Source organism: Mucilaginibacter corticis, from assembly GCF_007558865.1.
Classification (GTDB): domain Bacteria; phylum Bacteroidota; class Bacteroidia; order Sphingobacteriales; family Sphingobacteriaceae; genus Mucilaginibacter; species Mucilaginibacter corticis.
Genome location: NZ_VLPK01000002.1, coordinates 357,687 through 382,083 on the forward strand (window position 1 = coordinate 357,687; position 24,397 = coordinate 382,083).

A 24,397-nucleotide genomic window follows, 5' to 3' on the forward strand; every position below is an offset into this window, starting at 1 on the left:
TTAGCATTTAACAATTAAACTCAATAATCATCATTCATTCCAACAAATCATGAAAAAATTACTAATTCTTTCGCTCGGGGTGTCACTTTTAGCGCTGGTATCGTGCAGCAAAAAAAATGATAAAACGGTGGTATCACAGCCGCAAATCCAGATCGGTAAAGCTATCCCTAACTCGGGTATCCTGCCCGCGGGTACCTACAAAGGCACTATGCTTGCAGGACAGACCTATACCATTGGCGGTGACATCACTATTAACGCCGGCGACACTTTACTTGTACAAAAAGGCGTTAAACTTAACATGACTAACGGTGCTAATTTTATTGTAAACGGTAACCTGATCACATTGGGCACAAAAGACGCTCCTGTAACTATTACCGACCCACGCAGAACCAAATCAACCGGCCAATCGGTATTGGGCCGCGATTCAGCTTATGTAGGTGGTTGGGGTGGTATTTATGCAGGACCTACAAGCAAATTCGTTATCCTTAAATGGACACATCTTGATTTTGGTGGCGCTGCTTTAAAAGCATTGCCTTTTCCTAACGGAAATTCGCTGAAGGTAGGCGCACAATATATCCTTTATTTTTGCAATCCAGCCGGGCTATTTATCATGGAAGACTCATGGATGTATGGTTCGCCTGACGATGCTACACGTTTTTATGGCGGTTACTACAATATTATGCGTAACACCATGGAAAAATGCGGCAGCAATGGTGGCGACGGTTTCAATGCCAAAGGCAGCGCTGTTGGCAACATGGCTTATAACCTGATCATTGGTGGTGCAACTAACGGTACTAAAACAGCAAGTGACGGTACTACAGCCGGCGAATGCCAGTTCACCATGTATAATAATACTTACGTGAATGATGGCTTTAGAAACAGTGGTGTTTTTGGCGCAAGAAGCGGATCGGCTGAAATTGAAAATAATTCAAGGGCATTGGTTTATAACAACCTTATTGTTAACTGCGCATTTGGCGTACGTATTGCCGGTGGTCCCGGTGGCGCTAAAGTTTATTTGGCCGATACTACCACCAATGCTTCATCAATTATTAAAAAGACAGCCTACGGTTATAACCTTTATTATGCGGATAATGCAACAATAGCAGGACAATTTGTACCTGACAACCGTGCACAGGCTGTAGTTACTCATCCTCAATCTACTGATATTCCTAACATGGCGGCTTTCCTTGGAGCAGGTTATCAGTTTGGACAAACTTATGACGGATCTGCTCTAGTTGGTAAAAACAACCCGATGTTCTCTAATTTTCCGTTGCCTGCAGTTGACGGTTCATGGGTAACCCAGTGCTCTGTTGATGGTTACAACTTCCGTTTACAAAATGCATCTCCGGCTATTGGTAAAGGAACAACTACAGCTTTTCAACCAATTACGACAGGTATCCCTCTTGATGCTAACTTTGGCTCAAGCGGTATTACCCCTCCGGGAAAAGATATTGGCTGTTACCAAACTAACGGCAGCGGTAACCAACATTAATATTCAACAATAATTGATGAAGTATTATAGGTTAATACATTTTAACAACAACCCCATTTTCATGGGGTTGTTGTTATTTATAGCGCTCTTTTGTTTTTCCTGCAAAAAATCGCAGGTTACTTCCAAACCTAATACAGATACTGCCGTGGTGGTTAAACCACCCGCGACGATCAATTTTTTTAAGCCGTCTTATAATCCATCGGCATTAGATACTACCAAACTATTTAACACTATCCCGGCTACCAGCAATCTGGCAAGAAAAGACCTTTTAGAGATCTCAGGGATTGCTGCCAGCCGGACTAATCCTGGCATATTATACATTCATAATGATAGCGGTAATGCCAGCCAGGTATATTTAACAGATGCAACAGGTGCTGATAAAGGAACACTTACGCTTACAACCGTAGGCAACCGCGATTGGGAGGATATTGCCGTAGGCCCGGGGCCTGTTGCCGGTATCAACTATATTTATGTAGCCGACATAGGAGATAATAAATCAATATATGGCTCTGTATTTATTTATCGTTTTCCTGAACCTGACCTGGCTGCGAAAACATTGCCTTATACAGCAGATATTACAAATGTCGACGTTATACAGTTAAAATATCCAGATGGTCCGCGTAATGCGGAGACATTGATGGTTGACCCGTTAACAAAGGACATTTATATTGCCAGTAAAGAAAGCAATTTGTCAAAAATATATGTTGCCCGCTATCCGCAAAGTACAACCACCAGTACTGTCTTATCTCCTGTAGTACAGCTATATTTTAACAAAGCTACAGGTGGTGATATATCGCCGGATGGCACAGAGATCTTACTTAGAAGTAATGAATTGATCTGGTATTGGAAACTCACAACCGGGATTACTGTATCACAAGGGCTTTTAACCCAGCCACAGGTTGCGCCTTATGCCAATAACGAGCCGCAGGGCGAAGGCATCGGCTTTGCGGCGGATGGATCGGGTTATTATACCGATACCGAGGTGCGGGATTACCCGGGGAAATTAGCTACCATATCTTATTATAAAAGAAAATAAAACTTGTTTATGCAACGTCGTCTTAAAAGTATTCTTTTTAGCCTGCTGATGGGGTTAAGTTGTCCGGTAATTTCATTCGGGCAGGTTATTCAAATGGTTTATACATCAGATGCGCATTATGGCATCACCCGTAAGGATTTTCGCGGGGGTACAAATGTTGACGCGGCAGTGGTAAACGCTGCCATGATCAAGGCTATTAATTCTGCGCCGGGTTTAACATTACCCCGGGATGGGGGAATAGGTTCAGGCAAAAAAGTATCAGCGATAGATTACTTGGTACAAACAGGCGATATTGCCAACAGGATGGAAATTCCATATCAGAGCGCGGCGGAAAGCTGGGCACAGTTTCAAAAAGACTATATTGATGGCGTAACTTTAAAAGATCATCAAAATCGCCCTGCTAAATTGTTATTAGCACCCGGTAACCATGATATCAGTAATGCCATAGGTTACAGCAAACCCATGAACCCAAAAACGGACCCGACCGCAATGGTGAGCATTTATAACCTGATGATGAAACCGGCCAAACCTAAAACAAACCAAAATTATAATTACGCCACAGATAAGATCAACTACTCATTTAACCTGCATGGTATTCACATAATGTTTATCACGCTGTGGCCGGATTCGGTCGAACGGATTTGGATGAAAGCTGATCTGCAGAAAGTGCCTAAAACCACCCCGGTCATTGTTTTTTGCCATGACCAGCCGACTTGCGAATCAAAGCATTTTACTAACCCGGTACCGCCTTATAATATGACCCCGGAAAACAGGTTCGAAAACCTGACTGCCGAGCATTATAAAGAAGGTACGGTAGCGGCAAAAAATGATGGCGCAACCGATATCGAACAACAAGGCTGGGTGAAATTTTTAAAAGCTCACCCAAATATCAAGGCTTACTTTCACGGCAACAGCAACTGGAACGAGTTTTATGTTTATAAAGGCCCAGCTAATGATGTAGCACTAAATACGTTTCGGGTGGATTCGCCGATGAAGGGCGATTATTCATCAAAAGACGAAACCAAATTATCTTTCCAACTGATCACTTTAGACACCAGAGCCCAACGCCTCACCGTGCGCGAATGTTTATGGAACACGCATCCCGCCAATCCCGAACAAGGAATTGAGTTTGGCCAGGTTAAAACCATATCACTAAAAGTAAATTAGTACTATCAGTAAAAACATAAAAAAAACCGCTATGCAGGCGGGTTTTTATAGTTTATTAAAAAGAGGGCATTAATCTATTTTAAGGAAATTGCCCTGCTCTAAAAAAAATAATTTGGTATTGACTGTACTATTGTGCAAGCGCGTAATATTTGAGACCGATAATGCCTGTCATTATTTGTATAATGAAAAAAGCTTCGGGTATTGAAATGGACTGCTTTAAAAAAAGCATTTCTGCCAATTTAATAAAGATCAAACTAATAGCCGTCCACACGGCAAAAGCCATTGCCATGGGGAGTTGCTTTATGGCCTGCGAAAAAAAATAGATATTGATCAGGCCAAATACAATATAGCCCACAAAAGGTAAAATTATTGGCAGGCTTACGCTTAAATTCAATGCGGTACTCACATTGAGTTTTTTCAGGTCGTTAAACTTCATCAGCTTTAGTGAAAAAGTCCACGCTGCTTCGCAGGCAGCTGCTATGATCAAAAATATCCAGGCCAAAATATCAATCGTTAATAGCTACCATAGTTTGTTGTTTCATTACCTGGCTTTCAGGTACGTGCTGTTTGGATTGAGGCTTGCCCAGTTTTTGCATAATGCTCGGCCGTAATTGGTAATACCACTTAAACCACTTGTATTTTAGTAACCTTTGTTCATCAAAACGCTTTACAGAAAACGCATGCTGTAAAAAATAATCGCGCGGATAAGAATAGGGCAGTCCCCAATTTTCGGGTTTGTTGCCGGGAGTATGTCCCGGATCATAAACGGTTCCGAAAAGGTAATCCCAAACAGAAAATTTGGTGGCAAAGTTGGCATGAAAAACTTCCTGATAATTGGCATGGTGCCATAAATGTAATTGTGGTGTGTTAAGGAAGTATTTAAACTTACCCAGGTTTACACGGATGTTTGCATGAATGAACATACCGAAGACAGCATCAAGCAATGCTTTAATAGGTATAACCTCTGGTGCCGCACCCAACAGAATAATAGGGGCAAACTCAATGGTTTGATTAATAATGATCTCCATGACATGCGACCGTGACCCCGCTAAGAAATCAACTTCCTTACCTGAATGGTGCGCTTCATGAATGCGCCAGAACACTTTGTTTGAGTGTTGAAAGCGATGGAAAAGATAAATGTAAAGATCATGCGTAAACAAAAAGAACAATACCTGTACCACTACCGGCCAATGGCTTACAAACTGGATATTTGACAGATCCAAGTGGTGGCTTAACGGCGCAATGATATAATCAAAGATCAGGATCTTTAAAAAATAACTCTGAATAATGGTGTACCACACCAGGTCAACCCAAAAGCCCTCCCTGAAAAAGGGAAGGCCTTTGCGGTATGGCCTGATTCTTTCCCAAGCAATAATCAGTGCGGCCCAGGTAAAGAGGATAATGGTAGTTATGGTTACAATTTTTTCTTGCGGCATTAGCTCAATTGCGGCTTTTCCTTAAACTCCTCGCTGATGTTTACGCGCAATCTTCTCATCGGAGAAAGTTCAGACTCGTAAACCTTTTTAATCCCGTCGCCGGCAGCGGTTTCTACATCACGGATATCGCGCACCAGGCGTTGCAGCCCCTGTGGTTCAACCGAAGCGGCATGATCTGATCCCCACATGGCGCGGTCAAGTGTAAAGTGGCGCTCTACAAATGTCGCGCCCATAGCAACTGCACCTATGGTTGTTGCCAAACCGGTTTCATGGCCTGAATAACCAATTGGTACGCCCGGGAATTTATTGCCAAGTGTCTCGATCATTCGCAGATTTAGTTCTTCAGGTTTGCATGGGTAAGCTGATGTTGCATGTGCCACAAAAAGCGGGTAAGCCGGATCATAATCATTGATAAACGTCATGGCGGCTTCAATCTCTTTCATGGTAGACATACCGGTTGATAGCATTAGTGGCCTGCCAGTTTCTAAAATTCGGGCTATCAGTTTAAAATCTGTTAATGATGCCGAAGCCAGTTTATATAAAATGGTGTCAAATTGTTCCATAAAATCAACAGAAGGGACATCCCAGGCTGATACAAACCAATCAATCCCGACTTTTTTGCAATATTGGTCGATAGTAGCATATTCGGCAACGCCAAATTCGGTTTTGCGTTTATAATCTATATACGACATGCGGCCCCATGGGGTATCACGCATTACTTCCCACTGATCTTTAGGTACACAGATCTCAGGAGTACGTTTTTGAAATTTTACCGCATCTGCACCTGCAGTTACTGCTTCGTCTATCAATTTCCTGGTAATTTCAAGCGAGCCGTTATGATTGATACCTATTTCGGCTATAATGTAGCAAGCTTCGCCATCGCCTATTTTACGGCCATTGCGTAAAGTGATAACACCGTTTTTCATAGGGCCGGCAGGAACGTATGCATTTTTTGCCTCGATGATCAGCTCTGCAAATTCACGGAAACAGCCTTCGCCGCTTTTGATATGACAAACATAGTCGGCGATGGCTTTAATACCGGGCAGCGCGTCCGCCGGACAGGCAGCCAGTCCCACCAGTTTCATCACTTCAGCGTCGTTATAATCGTCACCTATATAGGCAACTTCTTCCGGTTTTAAATTTAGCTTATGAATGATGCCTGCTAATACGGCAGGTTTATCTTTTACAAAAAGGTGAAGCTCTTCAATATTTAATTTCTCGGCACGTTTTATTACTGAAGGCGACTTTTCGCCGGTAATAATTGCTGTATCTATCCCGACCAATTTGCGCAGGCGCTCAACACCCATACCATCGCGCATACTGAATTTTTTCAGGCTTTCGCCATCCTCGCCATAATAAACACCACCGTCGGTTAATACACCGTCGCAATCAGTAATTAATAACTTAATGCGCACTGCTTTTTGTTGTAATAGCTCTTTCATGTGTTAGGGTTTTTAAATAGCTGTCCATCCGCCGTCAACCACCAGGTTGGCGCCGGTCATATAAGCCGAAGCATCGCCGGCCAGGTATATCAATGCACCCTGGTAATCATCAGCGTTTGCCATACGGCCCAATAAGGTTTTTGATGAATAATTTTGAATAAAGAAATCGTCCTGCCCGTTTTCAACACCACCCGGCGACAGGGTATTTACCCTGACACCTTTATTGCCCCAATACGCGGCCAAAAAGCGGGTGAAATTAATAACGGCGCCTTTGGTAACCGGGTAGGCAGCAGATTTATAAAAAGTTTGCTCGCCCGCGGCATTACGGTATATGGTTTGATCAGGGCCAACTATGCCGTATGTTGATGCCACGTTGATGATACTGCCCTTACCTTGCTTTGCCATTTGCGCGCCGAATACCTGCGAGCATAAAAACACACCAGTAACGTTTACATCCAGCGAACGCTGAAACGCTTCAAGCGGGTAGTTCTCAAATGCGGATAGCTCTTTGGCCATTGCCGGGTTTTCGAACATGTCATTAATAGCAGCATTATTTACCAGGACATCAATGGTTTGATAATTGCTTAATATCAATGACAAAGCAGCTTCAACAGAGGTCTTATCGGTTACATCGATGCCGATACCAATATGTTCTTCGCCAAGTTGTAAGGCGAAATCCTGCGCTTTCTGCTCATCAATATCAGCAACTATTACATGGGCACCAGCCATTGCCAAAGCCTCGCAATGTTTACGGCCAATTAGCCCCAGTGCGCCGGTTACAATGGCTGTTTTGCCTTTTAAGCTGAATAATTCCATTACAATACTGCCTTTGGCTTGATATTATAGTTGCTTACTTTGCGGAAAACTGTTTCAAGTACTTCGCCTTTCAGGTATGATTTAACGTCATCGCTTTGGATAGCTTCTTTAACTATCGGCAATACATCGCGATAAGCCGACAGTGTGTAGTTGATATCTTCTTCGGTATGGCTAAAGCACATATTATGGAAACCGGCCCAAAGGATCCCGCGCTTTATCATTTCCTGCTGCATCAGGGTTTTTAATTCCAGGCCATTGCCTGCTTCGGGCGTAAAGGTTACCATGCTGCGGCAGTTGTAACCTATGCAGCGTGTGTATTGATCCATTCCCAGCTCAATAGTCAGGCTGTTATAGCCGTCTTTTAATAAAGCGCCTTTTTCGTCAAGATATTTTGGTACCTCATGGTCGATCAATTCGTTTATGGTGGCTATGCAGGCTGCCATTGAAAGTGTTTCGCCACCAAAGGTGGTATAGCTGAATACTTCAGAATTGAACAATCCCATCAAATCGGCACGGCCGGTTAGTAAGGCGATTGGCATACCGTTGGCACAAGCTTTTGAGTAAACAGCAAGATCGGGCTTTACACCAAAATATTCCTGCGCGCCGCCAATTGCAATGCGGAAACCTGTCCACATCTCGTCGAATATCAGCAAGGTGCCGTTTGCTTTACATACTTCGGCCAATTCTTGCAGATAGCCCGGTTTTGGCGCTTCAAAAATGAAAGGTTCCAGTATCAGCGCGGCAACGGTTTCGTCTAACGCAGCTTTAACTGATTCAATATCATTGTATTCAAAAGTGTAGGTCATTTCCTGGATAGCTTCAGGGATGCCCGCATTGCGGCTAGTGATACCGATGTACCAGTCATGCCAGCCATGATATCCGCAGCAAAACACTTTGTCGCGTTTGGTAAAAGCGCGTGCAACCCTGATAGCTGCCGAGCAAACGTCGGCACCGGTTTTTGATATTTTTACCGCCTCAGCATTAGGGATCACCTGTTGGATCAATTCTGACAACTCCACCTCAAGCGGGTGCATTAATGAGAAGGTAATACCGTCATTCAGTTGTGCTTTGATAGCCTCATCAACTGCCGGGTAAGCATAACCCAATGATACCGGGCCTATAGCCGCGTTAAAATCAATATATTCGTTTCCATCAACATCCCATACATGTGAGCCTTTGCCCTTTACAAGATACTTAGGCGCTATGCCTTTGGTAAATTGACCGGGGCCTTTTGCCAGAGTTTGGGTAACAGGTTTTTGTACTTTAAGCGCCCTTTGATATAATTTATCAGACTGGGTGATGTCGGGGTATTTTTGGTTAAAAGCTACTTTATTTGCCATAAACTTATTCTGCAAATTGTGATGATAAAATTGTGGGTTGTTTGTGTTGGGTTTGATAGCCCAATATTTTTTCGGCTATTTGTTTACCGGTAAAGCCCTCATATGCTAATACAGCAGGCAACAATGCCGGGCGGAACCATCTTTCGTTAAGGGCAATTGGCAATACGGTGGCGGTTTGCTGATTTTTTAGCAATACTTCTGCAACTATGGTGTAAAGGCCGCCTGTTAAAAAATGATCTTCCAACGTAACCAATAAATTACTTTTTGAAGCTTTTAAGATCGCCTGCTCATCAACCGGTTTAAGGCTGCGCATATTTACCAGTCCTACAGACAATCCTTCAGCACGCAATATTTCGGTCGCGATCAATGCTTGTTCGAATAGAAGCCCATAGGTTAGGATAGTGATATCTTCACCCTCGCTGATCACTTCTGCTTTACCGGGTTCAAAATCAGCATGTATATAATCAGTTTTACGTGTATTGATGCGTGTATAAGCCGGCGATGGTGACTGCCAGATATGCGGCAGCATTTTTACAAGATCATCTTCATCCGCAGGGGCAAACACCGTCATGTTCGGGATGCCGCGCATTAAAGCCACATCCTCAATAGCCTGGTGAGTAGGCCCATTGGCGTCAGATAAAAATCCCGGTATAAAGCCACTTAACTTTATGGGCAGATTAGGGATGCCTGCATCTGTACGTACAAACTCAAAAGCACGCATGGTTAAAAATGATGCCAGTGCATGTACTACAGGTATCCGCCCGCGCAGGGCAAGGCCAGCCGCCGCACCAACCAAAGTCTGCTCGGTTATGCCGGTATCAATAAAGCGCTTACCTAAAATAAGCGGGAGGTTGCGCACCAATGCACGGTTTTCGGCCGTCATTACAACTACCTGTTCATTGGCCCTGGCGATCTCGGTTAAAAGTTCTTCGTAAGTCATTATCTTACTATTAAGGTTTCAGAGGTTAATTCAGTCTTGTTATTGCCGTGTAATTCTTCTAATAACTGTTCTACTTCGCCGGCAGAGAAATTGCAAAACCAGCGGTCGGCGCGTTCCTGTATGCTTGGCAGGCCTTTACCACGAATGGTATCAGCAATTAATACATTTAACCGGCCTTTGCTAAAAGGAAAGCGGGAAAAAGCCTTATGCAGCTCGTCAAAATCATGCCCGTTTATACGGCTAACGGCGGCACCAAACGCGGTGAATTTATTATGCAGCGGTTCTAAAGGGATCAATTCCTCGGTACGCACGTTCGCCTGGAACTGGTTACGGTCAATCACAAATAAAAGGTTATCCAGTTCATAAGCATTAGCAACCAATATGGCTTCCCAGCATGAGCCTTCATTGAGCTCGCCATCACCCAAAATACATATTACTTTATTGCTGCCTTTACGCATTTTAATATCCATGGCAACGCCTAAAGCAACCGACGGTAAATGCCCCAACGAGCCTGAATGAAATTCAATACCTGGAATATGTGTATTTGGATGCCAGTAAATATGATCGTTAGTAGTAAGATGATTAGCCAGGCGCTCTTTTTCAAGAATGCCCAGTTCTGCTAATGTGCCATATAGTGCCGGTACATCATGCCCTTTTGATAAAAACAGGTAGTCGCGGTTTTCATCTTTTAAATTATGGGCATTGATGTTTAAAAAGTTTGTGTACAGGTACACGATCAGGTCTACAGCTGATAGCGACGCGCCTGTAAAGCAACCGCCGTCTGTGGATAAACGCACAATATGTTCGCGTACGTTTAATGCAATTTTTTCAAGTTCTTGTTTATTCATAGCTCTTCTTCGGCCAGTTTGGTTTGTGCTGCCGAAACTGTTTTAAGTTCATTTAAATGATGGCGGTACCAGTTAACCCCTGCGTATTTTTGATTGATGTCGAATATTTCAGGCTTATCATCCAGTAATCTAAGAATGTCGGCACACGAAAAATTGGGGTTAGCAGGATATAATTCTTCATACACCCGGGCGATAAATTCATAATCCTCGAGGTAATCTATTGTGAAACGGTGGCTCATGGAATAATCCAACCCTGTTGCCCATTCTACATTGCCTATATTGAATTTTTCAGGATTCTCCCAGATATAAGGCGTGGTATGTTCCAGTTCCAGTTTTAACGATGCTTCCTGCCAGGCTTTTTCAAGGCAAGCCATTGTCATGATCTCAACATCGTTTCCATCAGGCCAGGTAGCAGGGTGCAGGTTACTTACAAAGTCATATTCGTTGTCAAAAAAGTAGTCAAGCGCCTGGTCGATCACGCCGGGATCTATCAGCGGGCAGTCTGACGGGATCTTCAATACCACATCGGCATTAAAAGCTTTTGCTGCCCGGTAATGCCTGTCCAGCAAATTGTTCATATCGCCGCGGAAGCAGGGGAGGCCCAATTGCATAGCTTCCTGTTCAATAACATTGTCGTCAGGGCCATCCGGTATTGCTATTACTATAGTTGCCGGATATCTTGATTGCTGCAGGCGCTCAACCATTCTTGCTAAAAGGCTCTTGCCCAAAACAGGCATCATTACCTTCCCGGGCAGCCTGGTTGACGACATTCTTGCCTGTACAACTATTACTATGTTTGATGCCGCTTTCATGCTACTACCAGTTCAACATTAGGTACAGATATTCTATCTTCAACAGGTTGCGATATTGAAAAGGCTTTTTTATCGCCGGTATATAAAGCATACCGTCTGCATATTTCAGCAATGTTTTTTGCCGATGAACCATTATTTTGCAATGGCGTTAACTTCTTTAATTCATCAACATTAAACCAGGAATGAACTTTTTTGCCTAATGCAATACCGGTATAAACAACGGTTGAATATTGTGTGATCAGCTCGCAACAGTTAGCGATCATTTCATTGGTGTTGCCGTCAGAAAATATCAGTGTACCCTTGGGGGCATATTTTTGAATTTCCTTTTTTGCCCGTTCCGCATTCTCGTTAGGGTGCAGTTTAAAAAGCAATTTGCGGCCATCTGCAATTTTCACCGCTTCGCGGATAAATGCCGGGCGGTTTTCATAACGGAAGGTTTCGCGCATATCCGTAGTGGCAACCATAACATAGTCATGATACGGGAAGTTGTTTATTAGGAACTTTTGTAAGTTATCGTAGTTAGGCATACCGGTAACTACAATTTTTTCAGCTGGAGTACCGCCTTTAGCAAAAAAGCTTTTGTACCCGGCAGATGCAGCACAGTATATATCGCATACATTTAAAGCGCCGTTAAGCGATGTATTGCCCGTTAACCAGGGCGGCAGGCGCAAAGCTTTAACAATGCGGGTAGCCAATGTCTGTTTATCCGTCATCCCTTCCTGTACCCATATTGTTTTATATTGGCGCATACGGCGCGGGATCAGCAGATCAGAGCAGTAAACCACCAGGTCATATTGATTAAGCTTTGCTTCATAGTCTATTTGGAGACCATGAGCATGCAGATACTTTTCTGAGTTTTCTTTAAACTGTCCCGAAAGCGCTGTGCCATTTAAAAGCCGGGTGTTTTTGATCAGGAATTTTGCAAAGGCGGCATCGGTAAAAACCTGGCTAAACCAACAGTCAAAACCAGGTAGTTGTGCAGCTATCTGGTGCATTTGTGAGGTTTGGTTTATAGAGCCTGTAATGAATAAAATTTTCTTCGTGCAGCCCATGTAATTTGCTCTGTATTTGTCAAACTTAAACATTGGGTTACCTTATGTTTTCCACAATAAATAAACTTCACAAACATTTAATAAAGGCAAAATCTTTGCTTAACAAAAGGGCTGTTTTGTTACGTTTGCTTTAATTTACCCTTAAATAAAAGTCAAGAAAATTTTTATAGATAATCTTGATTTGTCATTGCTTTGTAAGCTAATGCACGCAATTATTTTTCTCTCCTGTAGTGTAGTTTACGGGAAATATTTCGGAGGATTTATGGCTTACTCATCAATATATTAAGTTTAGGATTTTAATAATTTAACCCAATAAAAAAAGCCGCTTAAAGCGGCTTTTTTAAAATATGATCATACACTTGGCTTACCTTGCATATACTGCCCAGCCGGCTTTGGTCCAGTCTGTACCAGTAGGGTCAACTGCACCTACGTAGGTTGTTTTGGTAAAGAAAGCATCGCTTAATGCAGTGCCGGTAAATGCTGCACCATTTAATGCCGGCGAGCCTGTTTTTGGCATCAAATTAGGTGCTTGGTTATTAAAAGGATCCGTTAAACCAACATCCGTAGCATTGGCAAAAGATTTACTACCGTCACGGGTTTCAACCAATGATTTTAGTGTTGCCGCGGTTAACGCTACAGAGGTTAATTTATCTGTTTGATAGTTGGCGCCGTATGATTGCAGCAAACTGTTTCTGAAACCACTTTCGCTATTAACGTAGTAAGTAGCTGTAGGGTCATTATCAATATCCATACCGGCTTTTTGCCCACCCATAACGATAGAATTGGCCAGGATAAATTTAGCACCTCTTCTCCAGCGCATACCGTAGCCATAATCTGCAGAGACGCCGCTTGCGTTATTCGGGCCAATTGCTGTAAAGTTAGACATCACCGGGAAAGTAACAGGCGTGCTCATATAGCCCAAAGCATCTTTGGTATTATCTACTTCAAAATTGTTAGAAATATCGCCGGTAGTACCTTTGTTATCTGTAAATGTGGGGTCTTTAATTGATACAGCAAACTGTATTTTACCGTGGTATCCATCGTCCATATCAAAATCATCGTCAGCGCAGTTATAAGCTATTAAATATTTAGCGTTAAATGCCCCTCCAAAAAATTCAAACGCGTCATCAAGACCGCGAACTACCTCAATATGGTCGACAGTTGTACCGCTACCTACGGTGTACATGCTTAGTCCGTTTATTTCATCGCCCGGATTTACAGCTTTACCGCCATATTCAATACGTACATATTGTAAAACGCCGGAATTATCAGCGTCATTAGTGCCGCCAAATTTTTGATGGGCAACATCAACACCACCTTCTAACACAGTGTGGTTTTCATTGCCTGTAGCCAAGCCAACAATTACTAAGCCGCCAAGGTCACCCGGTTTACGGTCCGTCTCGTTAGATGTAAATACAATCGGTTTGTCTGCAGTACCCTGCGCCATAATTTTACTGCCTTTGTATATAACCAATACCCCTGCAGAATCTTTGTTGCTCACTATTTTAGTACCGGGATCAATAGTTAGTGTTGCATTGTTATCAACATAAACGTAACCCCTTAAGCGATATACCTTATCGGCTGTCCAATGCTGACTGGCAGTAATAACACCCCGTACATCAACCTTACCGTTGCTCACAATGGGAGTTGTCCCGCTGTCATTCTTTTTACTGCACGATGCTAATCCAAGTAGCCCTGCAAGTCCTAATAAATAAATGTTCTTTTTCATTTGAATTGATTACTTTGTTTTGATCCTCTATTTTGTTGTTCCGAAATTGTATTTGAATGATATTACCGCGCCTGTACCCATATAGCGTTGCTGAATGATCTTGTCTTCTTTACTATTGAATGCAGTTTTATCTAATGAACCATAGTTATAGTAGTAGGCATAAGCTTGATGGAAAAGATCAGAAAGGGTAAGCTTAAGCTCTGCATGTTTGTTCAGCACTGTTTTGCTGATCTGAAAATCAACAACGTCGCGCGGGCGTTCATAAATGTCTATTGCATTTCCTTCGCCGCGAAAAGCCAGTCGCTGGCCAATGCGGTTATACAACAGGTTGAAAGAAAGATTGCCATCTGTAGTGAGGTAATATAAACCCGAGTTGATCAGGTAAGGCGACTGACCTTGTAGTGGTGTAGAAATAGTACGGTTAGGTAAAACTACCTTAGCGTCAATGTATGAAGCATTCACATAAAAAGTCAGATTTCTGAAGAATTGTTGCCCGCCAATAAAACTGAGCTTTTTTCTGATCTCCATTTCAGCACCGTAATCAGTAGAACTTAGCGCGTTAGCATAAGAAAGAATGTTATTGCCCTGGTTAACCTGCTCTATAGGGTTGGTAAACTTCTTGTAAAAAGCAGATACTGAAATAATTTCTCCGCCTGATGGATAGAACTCGAAACGAAAGTCTGCATTGGCGATCTTACTGCGAACCAGATCAGGGTTACCTACAATAATATAATTGGTTTGATAATCGAAAAAGCGATAGTCGGCAAGTTCTCTGAATTCAGGGCGGTTAAGCGAGCTGAAATAAGCCAGGCGCAGGTTAGTTTTTGCTGTAAGGTTATAAGTTAAATTGGCTGATGGCAAAATATCTGTGTTATTGTAATCCCGTTCGCCTTTTCCTTTGGCTGCAAGCGTTTGGTTATAATGCTCTGCCCTTGCTCCCCAAATTAAATGGAGTTTATCTGTGAAGCTGTTGTTTAGCATCAGGTAGCCCGCATTAAGATTAGCGGTTCCATCATAATCGGTTGAACTTAGGTCAAGGCGTGCAAGGGCCAGGTTGTTTTGTACTATGCTACTCGGGCTGAAAATGTTACCCAGGTTAACGCCATTATTTAATGCAATTGGGTTGCTGCCATTTATTGAAGTTTGATTAACATAGCCCAACGCGTCGGTACTGAAATTACGGTCGCGGTATGAAAATAGCCCCCCGACTTTCAGCTGCTGGCCTATATTATTCCATTTGAATGGATAAGTCAAGTTTGCTGTAACGCCGTAAATATTTTCATGCAATGATGAATATACTCGCCCAAGATCATTAGGCTTAGGGCTGTTTTCGTTGGAAAAATCTACATATTCCGGTTGATTGAGCGGCGTGTAAATAGTTACTATTCGCTGATCCGGCATATTCCTGTAGGATAAGCCGTACGACGCATTCCAATTAAACTGTATGTTTCGTTTGCTAAAAGTATGTGTACCCTCCAGCACAGAAGAATATAAGCCATTTTGAGAGGTTTCGTTTGAAAAACCACGGTACCTTAATGGATTTGTCTGGCTCGACTCAAAATTTAAACCATTGTTGGTTTGTTCAAATTTGACGGTAAAATCATTATTGTACAGATTTCGCCAGGCTATTTTGTTCCGGCCATAAGAATAAGCCAGGTTTAATAAACCACCAAGCCCTTTTGTAGCCGCATAGCTGTTCCGGTCAAAACTATAATTTACCAGCTGATTAGCTGTACCTGTATTGGCGGCATTATATTCTGTCCTGTCGCCTGTCGTTAGTTGCTGCGATGCACGATAGTTTAAGCTGAAAATGTAGCCGATACGATTGTTATCAGCTAAAGTTTTTGAATTTCCGGTGGTTAACTGTAAACCCGCATTAGGCAAACTATTTACGTTATGATAAGTAAACGTATTAGGAAACTTTGACGCGATATCGATTTTTTGCTGATCGGTTAAAGCGCTGTAATTGGCTTTCGCATTGGTATATGCGTCAGGCAACTTGCGCGACCCATCATCAAAACCCAGGAAGTCAAGCCCGCCATGAGGTTGCGGGTTGACGAAATTTTTAAACGTTGTATTACTATTATAGCCAACATTTACAGTTAATTCTAAAAACTTACGTTCAGGAAGATCTTTTGTAGTGGTTTTTACAGTTCCACCGCTAAAGTCGCCGGGCAGATCGGGCGTAGCTGTTTTATAAATAACAATATTGTCTACCAGGCTTGACGGAATAATGTCAAAGGCAAAAGCTTTACGGTCGGGCTCTGAACTTGGTAAAATGGCGTTGTTTAGTAAATTAGCATTATACCGGTCTGATAAGCCCCGTACGACAACAAATTTACCATCCTGTATACTGGTTCCGCTTACTCTTTTCAGTACCTCGCCGGTGTTCCTGTCAGGCGAACGGCGGATAATATCTGCTGAAATCCCGTCAGTAACCTGGATGTTGTTTTTTTGCGCAGCGTAAAGTGAGTTGACAGATTCCTGCTTATAAGAGCCGCGTATAATAACCTCATTGATTGATTTTGCAGATGCAGGCGATAAGGTTGCGTTAAAGATAGCGACAGCATCCGCTTTGATCTCCACATCGCTTACAGATTTGGTATCATAACCCATATAGCGAATCAAAAGGCTGCATTTACCGGGGGCTAAACCAGTGATCAGGTATTGTCCGTCAACATTGGTCATTGCGCCGGTTGTAGTGCCCTCAACCAGTATAGTAGCACCAATTAAGGTTTCGCCGGTTTTAAAATCTGTAATTTTTCCGGATAGACGACCGGTTTTTTGAGCGGATACCACCGATGCCGATAAAACGAATACGGCTATGAATAAAAGTTTTCTTAACATAAATCTTAATGACGCTCAAAAGTATCTGCGCCTCATTAAGGAGATGTTAATTAAATATTATCAAATCTAATTTATTAGATATTATCTAATAAATTAGATTTGATAATATTCTTAGAATTTTGGTACTTGCTATTTTTTGCCCTTATCTTAGACGACTATTTAAAATGGCCACACATAAGAAAACAGATTTTAACAGCCAGGATCAGCAAATTTCAATGATTGCCGGGGCAATGTCGCATCCGGCAAGAATAGCTATCCTTAGGATATTGGCAGACCACAAGCGTTTGTCGTGCGGTGAAATTGTTGAACTATTGCCTTTAGCTCAAGCCACGGTTTCACATCATTTAAAAGAATTGATGGCTGTGCAATTAATTAAAATGACCAATGAGGGAAAGAAGTCTTTATATGAAGTAAATCAGTCCACCTGGAATATTTATACTAAAGACATAGCTCATTTATTAACAATGTTAAATAATACCGGGGCTTAGCGCCCTGCACGGCTAAATAAAAACCACGAAGTTTAAATTCCAATCTGCATCTATTTCTGACTTTTTTTAGCTCAGTAATGCTTACCAAACAGCAACTGATGCAACCTGCGTTTCACTTTTTTCTTTACCGGTAACATGATTTTTAAAATCAAGGGTTTTTAACAGGCTTAAAAAATTATTGGACATTTTAGTAAAAACCGCCTCATCAACCTTATAACTATTCATCCGGCCGTCTCTTTTGCTTTTCAGGATCTTTAAGTATATCAATTCCGCTAAATGCTGGTTAACGGTTGCCTGCTTATAGGGCAGTGAATGAAGCTCAAGCCTGGTAGCTTCGTTTTTTCTTTCCAGTATCAAACGAATGATACCCACCCTTACCGGGAGCGCAATGGCTTTGGCAAAGTTGGCCAGGTCAGTGTCTTTTTGAGTAATGGTATCCATGTGAGTTATTTGACAGCGAATTGATGAGCAAAAGCATTAAACTTTAATGATAAGTGCTTTAAGGTTACGCCATCGGTAATGTAAAAGCGACCAGACAGCTTGATCAAGCCGGTAAATTCAAGTTTAATAATTGCCTTTTTAATTACAATTGAGGGATGAGGCAATGTATATATATGCTGTGAAGTGACGTTTGACTGATTGGCTAATAAATGTATAACAGCCAAACAAACCGGAGACGAAATAATTTGTGCAAAGTTGGCCAGGACGTTATCATCCGGGCTAAACTTTGAATTAAGTTTTAGCATAATTTTATTGTATGCTGCAATAAAGTTAAAAAGTTGGTTGAACTTAACAGAATTACAGTAGGTGAGATAATGATTAATTTAAGCGGGACATTAGTATATTATACAAGGTCCGTGATTACTTAAAACATCAAATCCTCCAAATACAATGCAATTTTTGAAAGTCTGTAGTGAGTGCAGGCTTGCAGAGATCAGCTTTAGCAGTTTGTTCTGACTTTATTGATCCGTAAGCCGTAAAGCTGAATATTAAACTTGCAGTAACTGCTGATGCTGATTTTTTATGAACAGTTATTTTAGGATGAGCAAAGACCTTACCTACAAGCGGGGTGCTTTCTTTCTTAAAAGTATCCTGAACAATTGTATGGCTTGATGGATGGGCAGATGCAGAAGTAAGTGCTACATGTCCGACGGAAAATAAGACAAATACCAGTGTTAAAAAAACTGATAAAGACTTATGATATAATATTTTAAAGCACATCCGGATGCGATATTATCAAACCATTAATTCGGGTCTTTAAAAATATCGCCATATTGTTAAAGGTGCGTTCTCTTTGTGTTAAGAAAGTATTAATAAATCTTCAGTGTCAGCAGTTTTAGATAGCAAAGTCTTTAAATAAATCGTAATGATCTACTGATCAACGTACCCGTTTCGCAGACTGTCAACAAACTTGTACCTGTTATCTTCTAAAGTAATTAAGATATCTGACAAGTCAATGTATTATGACTACTGCCCAATGAAGAAAGCTATTGGTTAACTGCTGATAAGGATATTAAAAACCCTTATTATGATAGCCCGATGCAGGATTGTTGTATGATATCAGAAACAAATAATTAACACTGTATAAACCTGGCAAGTGATCAATTGCTATAATACAGGTATTTAAAAAGATAAACCTATGAGGTATCACCCCTTTGCGCTGAAAAAAATATAACAAAATAACGCATATAGTGTAAAATTTCCGGATAATCAGTAAACGCTTGTAATTAAAAGCAGCAATGTTGAATTTGGCTATCCGTTACGGATAATATTAGAATATGACAATAAAAACAAAGCTACTTGCAATACTTGTAATAACGCCATCGATACTATTGGCGCAGTCTGCGAACAAAACGGCGAAAACTTTACCGCTTGACCCGGCGGTGCGAACGGGTAAACTAGCGAATGGATTTACTTATTTTATCCGGCATAATGAAGAGCCAAAAAACCGGGTAACCTTTTACCTGGCCAATAAAGTCGGCTCAGTGCTTGAATCGGAGGACCAGCGCGGACTGGCGCATTTTATGGAACACATGAGCTTTAACGGTACCACACACTATCCGAAGAACGAGCTGGTGAACTACCTGCAAAAAACAGGCGTGCGTTTTGGTGCCGATCTGAATGCCTATACCAGTTTTGATGAAACGGTATACCAGCTGCCCATCCCGTCAGACCAGCCGGATATTGTACAGCACGGCCTGCAGATCATGCGTGACTGGGCACAGGAGGCCACGCTTGACCCGGTTGAAATCAATAAAGAACGCGGTGTAGTGCTCGAAGAGAAACGATTGGGCAAAGGCGCAGCCGAGCGGATGAGGCGGCAGTATTTCCCGACGCTACTGAATAACTCCATTTACGCGGAGCGGATGCCTATCGGCACGGATGAAGTACTGAACAACTTCAAGCCGGAAACGATCAAACAGTTTTACCATGACTGGTACCGCCCTGACCTGCAGGCGCTGATCGTGGTGGGAGACATAGATGTCGATGCGATGGAAAAGGATATCAAAACTAAATTCGGCGATTTGAAAAATCCCGCGAATGAAAAGCCAAGGCCAAAGTACAGCGTGCCGTTAACAGGGAAAAACCAGTTTATCGCAGTTACAGACCCGGAGATGACCGTTACAGCGGCGCAGGTGATCATGAAACAGCCGGAACTTAAGCTGCATACAACTGAAGACTACAGGATAGGTATCATCCGTGAATTATTCAATATGATGCTTTCTGACCGTTTTGCTGATTTACAGCGGCAAGCCGATCCCCCATTTTTACAGGGTGGTGCCGGAGTAGGCGATTTCCTGGGCGGCTTGGACAACTACGCGGTATCGGTTACCGCCAAACCCGGCGAACTGGAAAAAGGTTTTAAAGCCGTGTGGCGTGTTAACGACCAAGCCATGCGGTTTGGCTTTACCGCTACTGAACTGGAGCGCGCCAAGGTAGCTTACCTGAACCAATATGAGATTGCCTTAAAAGAAAAAGACAAAACACCGTCGGACAGCTATGTAAAAGAATACCTGCAATACTTTTTACATGACAATGCCTCGCCGGGTATAGCCTATGAATATAACCTGGTAAAAACAGACCTGTCAGGCGTTAACCTTGAGGAAGTAAATGCTTATGCCAAAACAAACTTAAAAACGACAGACAGGGACGTACTGATCATGGCGCCCGAAAAGGATAAAACAACCTTACCAAGCGCCGATATATTCAATGGCTGGATAAAAGCGGTGGATGACGAAAGCATTACGGCTTATCACGACGAAACCAGCAAAGAAAGCCTGCTTAAAAAGCAGCCTATTGCCGGAAAAATTATTAAAGAACAACATGACCTGAAACAGCACATAACCACCCTGACGCTCAGTAACGGAATCAAAGTATTATTGAAGCCGACTGATTTCAAAAATGACGAGATCCTGTTCAGCGGCTGGTCTGCCGGCGGTACCTCGCTGTACAGCGATGCCGATTATCAATCGGCAAGCGCGGCTAATATCGTTCCTTCGTTTGGTGCAGGTAACTACAATAATGCGGTGTTGTCCAAATATTTATCGGGCAAGAAGTTTAACGTACACACGTCCATCGGCGAAAGATCGCAAAGCGCGGGCGGCTCAAGCACCGTTGCCGACCTGAAACCGGCCTTACAAATGCTGTACGCCTATATTACCGAGCCAAGGAAAGACAGCGTATTGTTTGAAGGAATGATCTCGCGCTCCAAAGCAAGTTTGGCTAATCGCTGGGATAACCCGGCAAACGTTTACTCGGATACTGTTGCAGCAGTACTGAGTAATAACAATATCAGGCGGACCGGGCCATCCGTTGAAAAGCTGAACCAGGTCAGTTTAGAAAAAGCGTATGCTATATACAAAGAACGCTTTGCAGATGAGTCGGGCTTTACCTTTGTGTTTACCGGCAGTATAGATTCGGTATCAATAAAGCCGTTAATTGAGAAATACATAGGCAGCTTACCTGCCCTGCATAAAAACGAACAGGCAAAAGACCTGCATATCAACATTCCGGCAGGCAGGATAACAAAAACGGTTTATAAGGGTACCGAACCTAAAGCCACTGTTAACCTGGTGTTTTCAGGTCCGTTTGATTACAGCTTTGATAATGACCTGAAAATGGATGCTTTAAAAGAAACACTGCAGATCAGGCTGATTGAAAGGCTGCGTGAAGACGAGAGCGGGGTCTACTCACCGTCCGTTCGTGCCGGCACAGCAAAATATCCCGAAGCCAGGTTTAGCCTGAACGTATCGTTTGGCTGCGCGCCGCAGAATGTGGAAAAGCTGATCGCCTCGGCACTGGATGAGATCAATAAGCTCAAAACCGACGGGCCTTTACAAATCAACCTGGACAAGTTTAAGGTGGAAAACCGGCGGAGTATGGAAGTGCAGCTAAAAACCAACGGTTTCTGGCTGGGCTATATCAGCGGGCAGCTGCAAAATAAAGAGCCTTTAGACCAGGTAGACCATTATATTGAAAGTACCGGTAAGATCACACCGGCAGATGTTAAAGAAATAGCCGGTAAATATTTGAGCGGTAAGAATTACATCCGGCTGGTACTGATGCCCGAAGCAAATAAGCAACAATAAAATGGCCTGTTAAAAAATGTCGTTTTAAGATGGAGACACTTAGCCGGATAACTGTAATTGGTTTATGGTTACTCATCATCTTTTTGATCACAGTGATCTTTAAAATGATCCGCGACAAAAAAGATAAAGATGGCCTTTTTAAGACCCTCCCTGTTCTTTATCGTTCCTCATTACGATAAATGAGATCAGTTAAGTTACAATAGTTATAAAGGCCTTTCGATGGAGCGAAAGGCTTTTTTTGTTGTAGTTGAAGTCGGTATACCTTAGTTGTACCACTTTAAGTTTATACCGTTTGTCAATAATTTATTAATCATGTTTTTGCGCTACTAAAAGTAGCTATGCAGAAGATTTATGTGTAGTTATCTTCCATTTGCTGTTATTATTAGTTATTTTCGTTGTAAATCGAAAAAATGGCGTCGTTCTCATCACTTTCGGATCATGATCTGTTATCTTATCTAAAAGATGGTGAAGTTGGCGCATTTAAAGAAATATTTGACAGGTATGACCGCTTGTTGTTTATCTACGCTTATAAAAAGTTAAGGGATAAAGAAGACGCAAAAGACGTTGTTCAGGATATTTTCACCAGCCTTTGGAATAACAGGGAAACAATAATCATCAAAAATGCCTTGCAGGTGTATCTCTACACTTCTGTCAGAAATAAAGCATTAAATTTATTCAGGGACAGGCAAATCAATCATAAATACCTTGAAACATTACAGGATTTTATCAACGGATCCAGCGATTCTACAGATCATAAGGTCAGAGAACAGGATATAAAAACCCTGATCGATAATGAAATAGCCAGGTTGCCTGCAAAAATGCGGGAAGTTTTTGAATTGCGGCGTAATGCGCATATGAGTAATAAAGAAATTGCCGAGCAGCTTTCTATCTCTGAACATACTGTGGCCACACATATAAAAAGAGCTTTAAAAACCCTTAGGATCAGGCTGGGCTTGGTGACCTATTTAATTTTCTTGCTTTATTATTAGCGAGCTCACAATCTCCCTTTCATCTTAAATTAATAATTTCTTAATTATTTTTTAGCAGGCTGTACCCGATACAGGGTGAAGTGTGTCTTAACTATAATAACAATAATTATGCAGCAACACGAAGCAAATGTATTATGGACAAAGTTTTTGGCAGGGCAATGCACTGATGAAGAACGTTTGTTAGTTGAAAGCTGGTTCCATCATTTAAATATCGATGAGGAAATTGATCTTTCAGAATCAGAAATAGACACCAGCCACCAAAAAATGTGGGAAGCTGTTCGCCCGGTTGAGGCAAAGATCAAACCCCTTTGGCACCGTATAGCCATAGCTGCTTCTGTAATAATATGCTTATCGTTTGCCGCTATTTATTATCTGCACAAGCCGGGGCCGCAAAAACAAATGGTTTATAATAAACCCCAGGACCTTCTTCCCGGTGGAAACAAAGCAATCCTTACACTGTCAAACGGGAAAAAAATTGTACTTAATAATATAAAAAATGGCAATGTTGCCGTGCAGGCGGGCGCGCAAATAGTTAAAACTCAAAACGGACAACTTGTTTATTCTTTAAATAACACCAACCCCGGGTTACCGGCAGAAAGCGCCGGGTCTTTAACTTACAATACCATTACTACACCCCGCGGCGGCCAATGGCAACTTACGCTGCCTGATGGTTCAAGGGTATGGCTAAATGCGGCATCCTCAATAACATTCCCTGCCATGTTTTCGGGGCAAAACCGTAATGTTAAAATTACTGGAGAAGTTTATTTTGAGGTGGTACACAATGCTGCCAAACCGTTTAACGTAACTGTCGGGGGGCTCACGATTGAAGATTTGGGCACTCACTTCAATATCAATGCTTATGACGATGAGGGCAGCATTAAAACAACATTACTCGAAGGAAGTGTAAAAGTATCCAGCAGGGCTGCATCGACAACGCTGATACCCGGTCAGCAATCTTCAGTTGATCAAAACAGTGATAAAATATATGTGAAAAATGCTGATGTGGATGAAGCAATTTCATGGAAAAACGGCTTATTTCAATTTGACCGTGCAGATATAAAAACCGTGATGCGCGAATTTGCACGCTGGTACGATGTAAATGTGCAGTACAGCGGTAAAATTCCTGTCAGGGCTTTCTCCGGCAGTATTGACCGTAATACAAAAGCTTCTGTGGCTTTACAAATATTGAGCATACAGGGTGTTCATTTTCAAATAAAAGACAAACAAATTATTGTACTACCCTAATCATAAATTAACAAATTGATAACCCTCTAAAAGACCAACTCATGAAAAAAAACTTACAGCAGAAAATTTAACCCATCACCACGGTTAATTACGAAAAAACCGCGGAAGTGCTCTAACACCGCCACGGTT

Annotated in this window: 21 protein-coding genes; 7 read left to right on the forward strand and 14 right to left on the reverse strand. The window is 42.2% G+C overall.

Annotation, left to right across the window (positions count from 1 at the left end):
• Positions 1–49: 49 nt before the first annotated feature.
• From FO440_RS12200 to FO440_RS12210, 3 genes are all read left to right on the forward strand, one after another.
• Positions 50–1,492 carry a hypothetical protein gene (locus tag FO440_RS12200; RefSeq protein ID WP_144248548.1) on the forward strand — a complete coding sequence of 481 codons (1,443 nt, stop codon included), beginning with the start codon at positions 50–52 and terminating at the stop codon, positions 1,490–1,492.
• Between the two features lie 61 nt (positions 1,493–1,553).
• Positions 1,554–2,528 carry a hypothetical protein gene (locus tag FO440_RS12205; protein WP_144248549.1) on the forward strand — a complete coding sequence of 325 codons (975 nt, stop codon included), beginning with the start codon at positions 1,554–1,556 and terminating at the stop codon, positions 2,526–2,528.
• Positions 2,529–2,537: 9 nt separating this feature from the next.
• Positions 2,538–3,695, forward strand: coding sequence for a metallophosphoesterase family protein (locus FO440_RS12210; RefSeq protein ID WP_144248550.1), 1,158 nt, complete (start codon positions 2,538–2,540; stop codon positions 3,693–3,695).
• A 127-nt stretch (positions 3,696–3,822) separates the two neighbouring features.
• Here the strand turns inward: FO440_RS12210 and FO440_RS12215 are convergent, their stop codons facing one another.
• From FO440_RS12215 to FO440_RS12265, 11 genes are all read right to left on the reverse strand, one after another.
• Positions 3,823–4,197, reverse strand: coding sequence for a DMT family transporter (locus FO440_RS12215; RefSeq protein WP_222103976.1), 375 nt, complete (start codon positions 4,195–4,197; stop codon positions 3,823–3,825).
• Positions 4,198–4,201: 4 nt separating this feature from the next.
• On the reverse strand, positions 4,202–5,131 hold the full coding sequence (locus FO440_RS12220) for a sterol desaturase family protein (protein WP_144248552.1): 930 nt from the start codon (positions 5,129–5,131) through the stop codon (positions 4,202–4,204).
• Positions 5,131–6,573 carry an N-acetylneuraminate synthase family protein gene (locus FO440_RS24840; protein ID WP_144248553.1) on the reverse strand — a complete coding sequence of 481 codons (1,443 nt, stop codon included), beginning with the start codon at positions 6,571–6,573 and terminating at the stop codon, positions 5,131–5,133. Before FO440_RS24840 ends, FO440_RS12220 begins: the two co-directional genes overlap by 1 nt.
• A 12-nt stretch (positions 6,574–6,585) precedes the next feature.
• Complete coding sequence (locus tag FO440_RS12230; RefSeq protein ID WP_144248554.1) at positions 6,586–7,389, reverse strand: SDR family oxidoreductase; 804 nt, start codon at positions 7,387–7,389, stop codon at positions 6,586–6,588.
• Entirely contained in the window at positions 7,389–8,729 is a 1,341-nt protein-coding gene (locus FO440_RS12235; RefSeq protein WP_144248555.1) for an aminotransferase class III-fold pyridoxal phosphate-dependent enzyme, read from the reverse strand. Before FO440_RS12235 ends, FO440_RS12230 begins: the two co-directional genes overlap by 1 nt.
• A gap of 4 nt (positions 8,730–8,733) precedes the next feature.
• Complete coding sequence (locus tag FO440_RS12240) at positions 8,734–9,669, reverse strand: transketolase family protein (protein ID WP_144248556.1); 936 nt, start codon at positions 9,667–9,669, stop codon at positions 8,734–8,736.
• Entirely contained in the window at positions 9,669–10,517 is an 849-nt protein-coding gene (locus FO440_RS12245) for a transketolase (RefSeq protein WP_144248557.1), read from the reverse strand. The genes FO440_RS12240 and FO440_RS12245 overlap by 1 nt, the downstream gene beginning before the upstream one ends.
• The gene (locus tag FO440_RS12250) at positions 10,514–11,329 is read right to left on the reverse strand and encodes a cytidylyltransferase domain-containing protein (protein WP_144248558.1); all 816 of its coding nucleotides are present in this window, start codon (positions 11,327–11,329) and stop codon (positions 10,514–10,516) included. The genes FO440_RS12245 and FO440_RS12250 overlap by 4 nt, the downstream gene beginning before the upstream one ends.
• Entirely contained in the window at positions 11,326–12,414 is a 1,089-nt protein-coding gene (locus FO440_RS12255; protein WP_186292655.1) for a hypothetical protein, read from the reverse strand. The genes FO440_RS12250 and FO440_RS12255 overlap by 4 nt, the downstream gene beginning before the upstream one ends.
• A gap of 331 nt (positions 12,415–12,745) precedes the next feature.
• The gene (locus tag FO440_RS12260) at positions 12,746–14,110 is read right to left on the reverse strand and encodes a hypothetical protein (RefSeq protein WP_144248559.1); all 1,365 of its coding nucleotides are present in this window, start codon (positions 14,108–14,110) and stop codon (positions 12,746–12,748) included.
• Positions 14,111–14,137: 27 nt separating this feature from the next.
• Positions 14,138–16,957 carry a TonB-dependent receptor gene (locus tag FO440_RS12265; protein ID WP_144248560.1) on the reverse strand — a complete coding sequence of 940 codons (2,820 nt, stop codon included), beginning with the start codon at positions 16,955–16,957 and terminating at the stop codon, positions 14,138–14,140.
• A 164-nt stretch (positions 16,958–17,121) separates the two neighbouring features.
• Here FO440_RS12265 and FO440_RS12270 point away from each other — a divergent pair, with 164 nt between their 5' ends.
• Entirely contained in the window at positions 17,122–17,445 is a 324-nt protein-coding gene (locus FO440_RS12270) for an ArsR/SmtB family transcription factor (protein ID WP_144248561.1), read from the forward strand.
• 81 nt (positions 17,446–17,526) lie between these two features.
• Here FO440_RS12270 and FO440_RS12275 read toward each other — a convergent pair whose 3' ends face one another.
• From FO440_RS12275 to FO440_RS12285, 3 genes are all read right to left on the reverse strand, one after another.
• Positions 17,527–17,886, reverse strand: a complete 360-nt coding sequence (locus tag FO440_RS12275) for an ArsR/SmtB family transcription factor (protein WP_144248562.1) — start codon at positions 17,884–17,886, stop codon at positions 17,527–17,529.
• Positions 17,887–17,891: 5 nt separating this feature from the next.
• Complete coding sequence (locus FO440_RS12280) at positions 17,892–18,191, reverse strand: hypothetical protein (protein WP_144248563.1); 300 nt, start codon at positions 18,189–18,191, stop codon at positions 17,892–17,894.
• Between the two features lie 127 nt (positions 18,192–18,318).
• A complete protein-coding gene (locus FO440_RS12285; RefSeq protein WP_144248564.1) occupies positions 18,319–18,666 on the reverse strand; it encodes a hypothetical protein in 348 nt (115 codons plus the stop codon).
• A gap of 557 nt (positions 18,667–19,223) precedes the next feature.
• Between FO440_RS12285 and FO440_RS12295 the strand changes: the two genes are divergently transcribed.
• The 3 genes from FO440_RS12295 to FO440_RS12305 all read left to right on the forward strand — a co-directional run bounded on the left by FO440_RS12295 (position 19,224) and on the right by FO440_RS12305 (position 24,268).
• On the forward strand, positions 19,224–22,034 hold the full coding sequence (locus FO440_RS12295) for a M16 family metallopeptidase (protein ID WP_144248565.1): 2,811 nt from the start codon (positions 19,224–19,226) through the stop codon (positions 22,032–22,034).
• A 410-nt stretch (positions 22,035–22,444) separates the two neighbouring features.
• The gene (locus FO440_RS12300; protein ID WP_144248566.1) at positions 22,445–23,023 is read left to right on the forward strand and encodes an RNA polymerase sigma-70 factor; all 579 of its coding nucleotides are present in this window, start codon (positions 22,445–22,447) and stop codon (positions 23,021–23,023) included.
• Between the two features lie 108 nt (positions 23,024–23,131).
• Positions 23,132–24,268 carry a FecR family protein gene (locus tag FO440_RS12305; protein WP_144248567.1) on the forward strand — a complete coding sequence of 379 codons (1,137 nt, stop codon included), beginning with the start codon at positions 23,132–23,134 and terminating at the stop codon, positions 24,266–24,268.
• The last annotated feature ends 129 nt before the right edge of the window (positions 24,269–24,397 follow it).

Bases quoted from the DNA above. Each gene is read 5' to 3' on its own strand.
- FO440_RS12200 (WP_144248548.1), top strand. From the start codon at position 50: ATGAAAAAATTACTAATTCTTTCGCTCGGGGTGTCACTTTTAGCGCTG.
- FO440_RS12205 (WP_144248549.1), top strand. From the start codon at position 1,554: ATGGGGTTGTTGTTATTTATAGCGCTCTTTTGTTTTTCCTGCAAAAAA.
- FO440_RS12210 (WP_144248550.1), top strand. From the start codon at position 2,538: ATGCAACGTCGTCTTAAAAGTATTCTTTTTAGCCTGCTGATGGGGTTA.
- FO440_RS12220 (WP_144248552.1), bottom strand. From the start codon at position 5,131: ATGCCGCAAGAAAAAATTGTAACCATAACTACCATTATCCTCTTTACC.
- FO440_RS24840 (WP_144248553.1), bottom strand. From the start codon at position 6,573: ATGAAAGAGCTATTACAACAAAAAGCAGTGCGCATTAAGTTATTAATT.
- FO440_RS12230 (WP_144248554.1), bottom strand. From the start codon at position 7,389: ATGGAATTATTCAGCTTAAAAGGCAAAACAGCCATTGTAACCGGCGCA.
- FO440_RS12235 (WP_144248555.1), bottom strand. From the start codon at position 8,729: ATGGCAAATAAAGTAGCTTTTAACCAAAAATACCCCGACATCACCCAG.
- FO440_RS12240 (WP_144248556.1), bottom strand. From the start codon at position 9,669: ATGACTTACGAAGAACTTTTAACCGAGATCGCCAGGGCCAATGAACAG.
- FO440_RS12245 (WP_144248557.1), bottom strand. From the start codon at position 10,517: ATGAATAAACAAGAACTTGAAAAAATTGCATTAAACGTACGCGAACAT.
- FO440_RS12250 (WP_144248558.1), bottom strand. From the start codon at position 11,329: ATGAAAGCGGCATCAAACATAGTAATAGTTGTACAGGCAAGAATGTCG.
- FO440_RS12255 (WP_186292655.1), bottom strand. From the start codon at position 12,414: ATGTTTAAGTTTGACAAATACAGAGCAAATTACATGGGCTGCACGAAG.
- FO440_RS12260 (WP_144248559.1), bottom strand. From the start codon at position 14,110: ATGAAAAAGAACATTTATTTATTAGGACTTGCAGGGCTACTTGGATTA.
- FO440_RS12265 (WP_144248560.1), bottom strand. From the start codon at position 16,957: ATGTTAAGAAAACTTTTATTCATAGCCGTATTCGTTTTATCGGCATCG.
- FO440_RS12270 (WP_144248561.1), top strand. From the start codon at position 17,122: ATGGCCACACATAAGAAAACAGATTTTAACAGCCAGGATCAGCAAATT.
- FO440_RS12275 (WP_144248562.1), bottom strand. From the start codon at position 17,886: ATGGATACCATTACTCAAAAAGACACTGACCTGGCCAACTTTGCCAAA.
- FO440_RS12280 (WP_144248563.1), bottom strand. From the start codon at position 18,191: ATGCTAAAACTTAATTCAAAGTTTAGCCCGGATGATAACGTCCTGGCC.
- FO440_RS12285 (WP_144248564.1), bottom strand. From the start codon at position 18,666: ATGTGCTTTAAAATATTATATCATAAGTCTTTATCAGTTTTTTTAACA.
- FO440_RS12295 (WP_144248565.1), top strand. From the start codon at position 19,224: ATGACAATAAAAACAAAGCTACTTGCAATACTTGTAATAACGCCATCG.
- FO440_RS12300 (WP_144248566.1), top strand. From the start codon at position 22,445: ATGGCGTCGTTCTCATCACTTTCGGATCATGATCTGTTATCTTATCTA.
- FO440_RS12305 (WP_144248567.1), top strand. From the start codon at position 23,132: ATGCAGCAACACGAAGCAAATGTATTATGGACAAAGTTTTTGGCAGGG.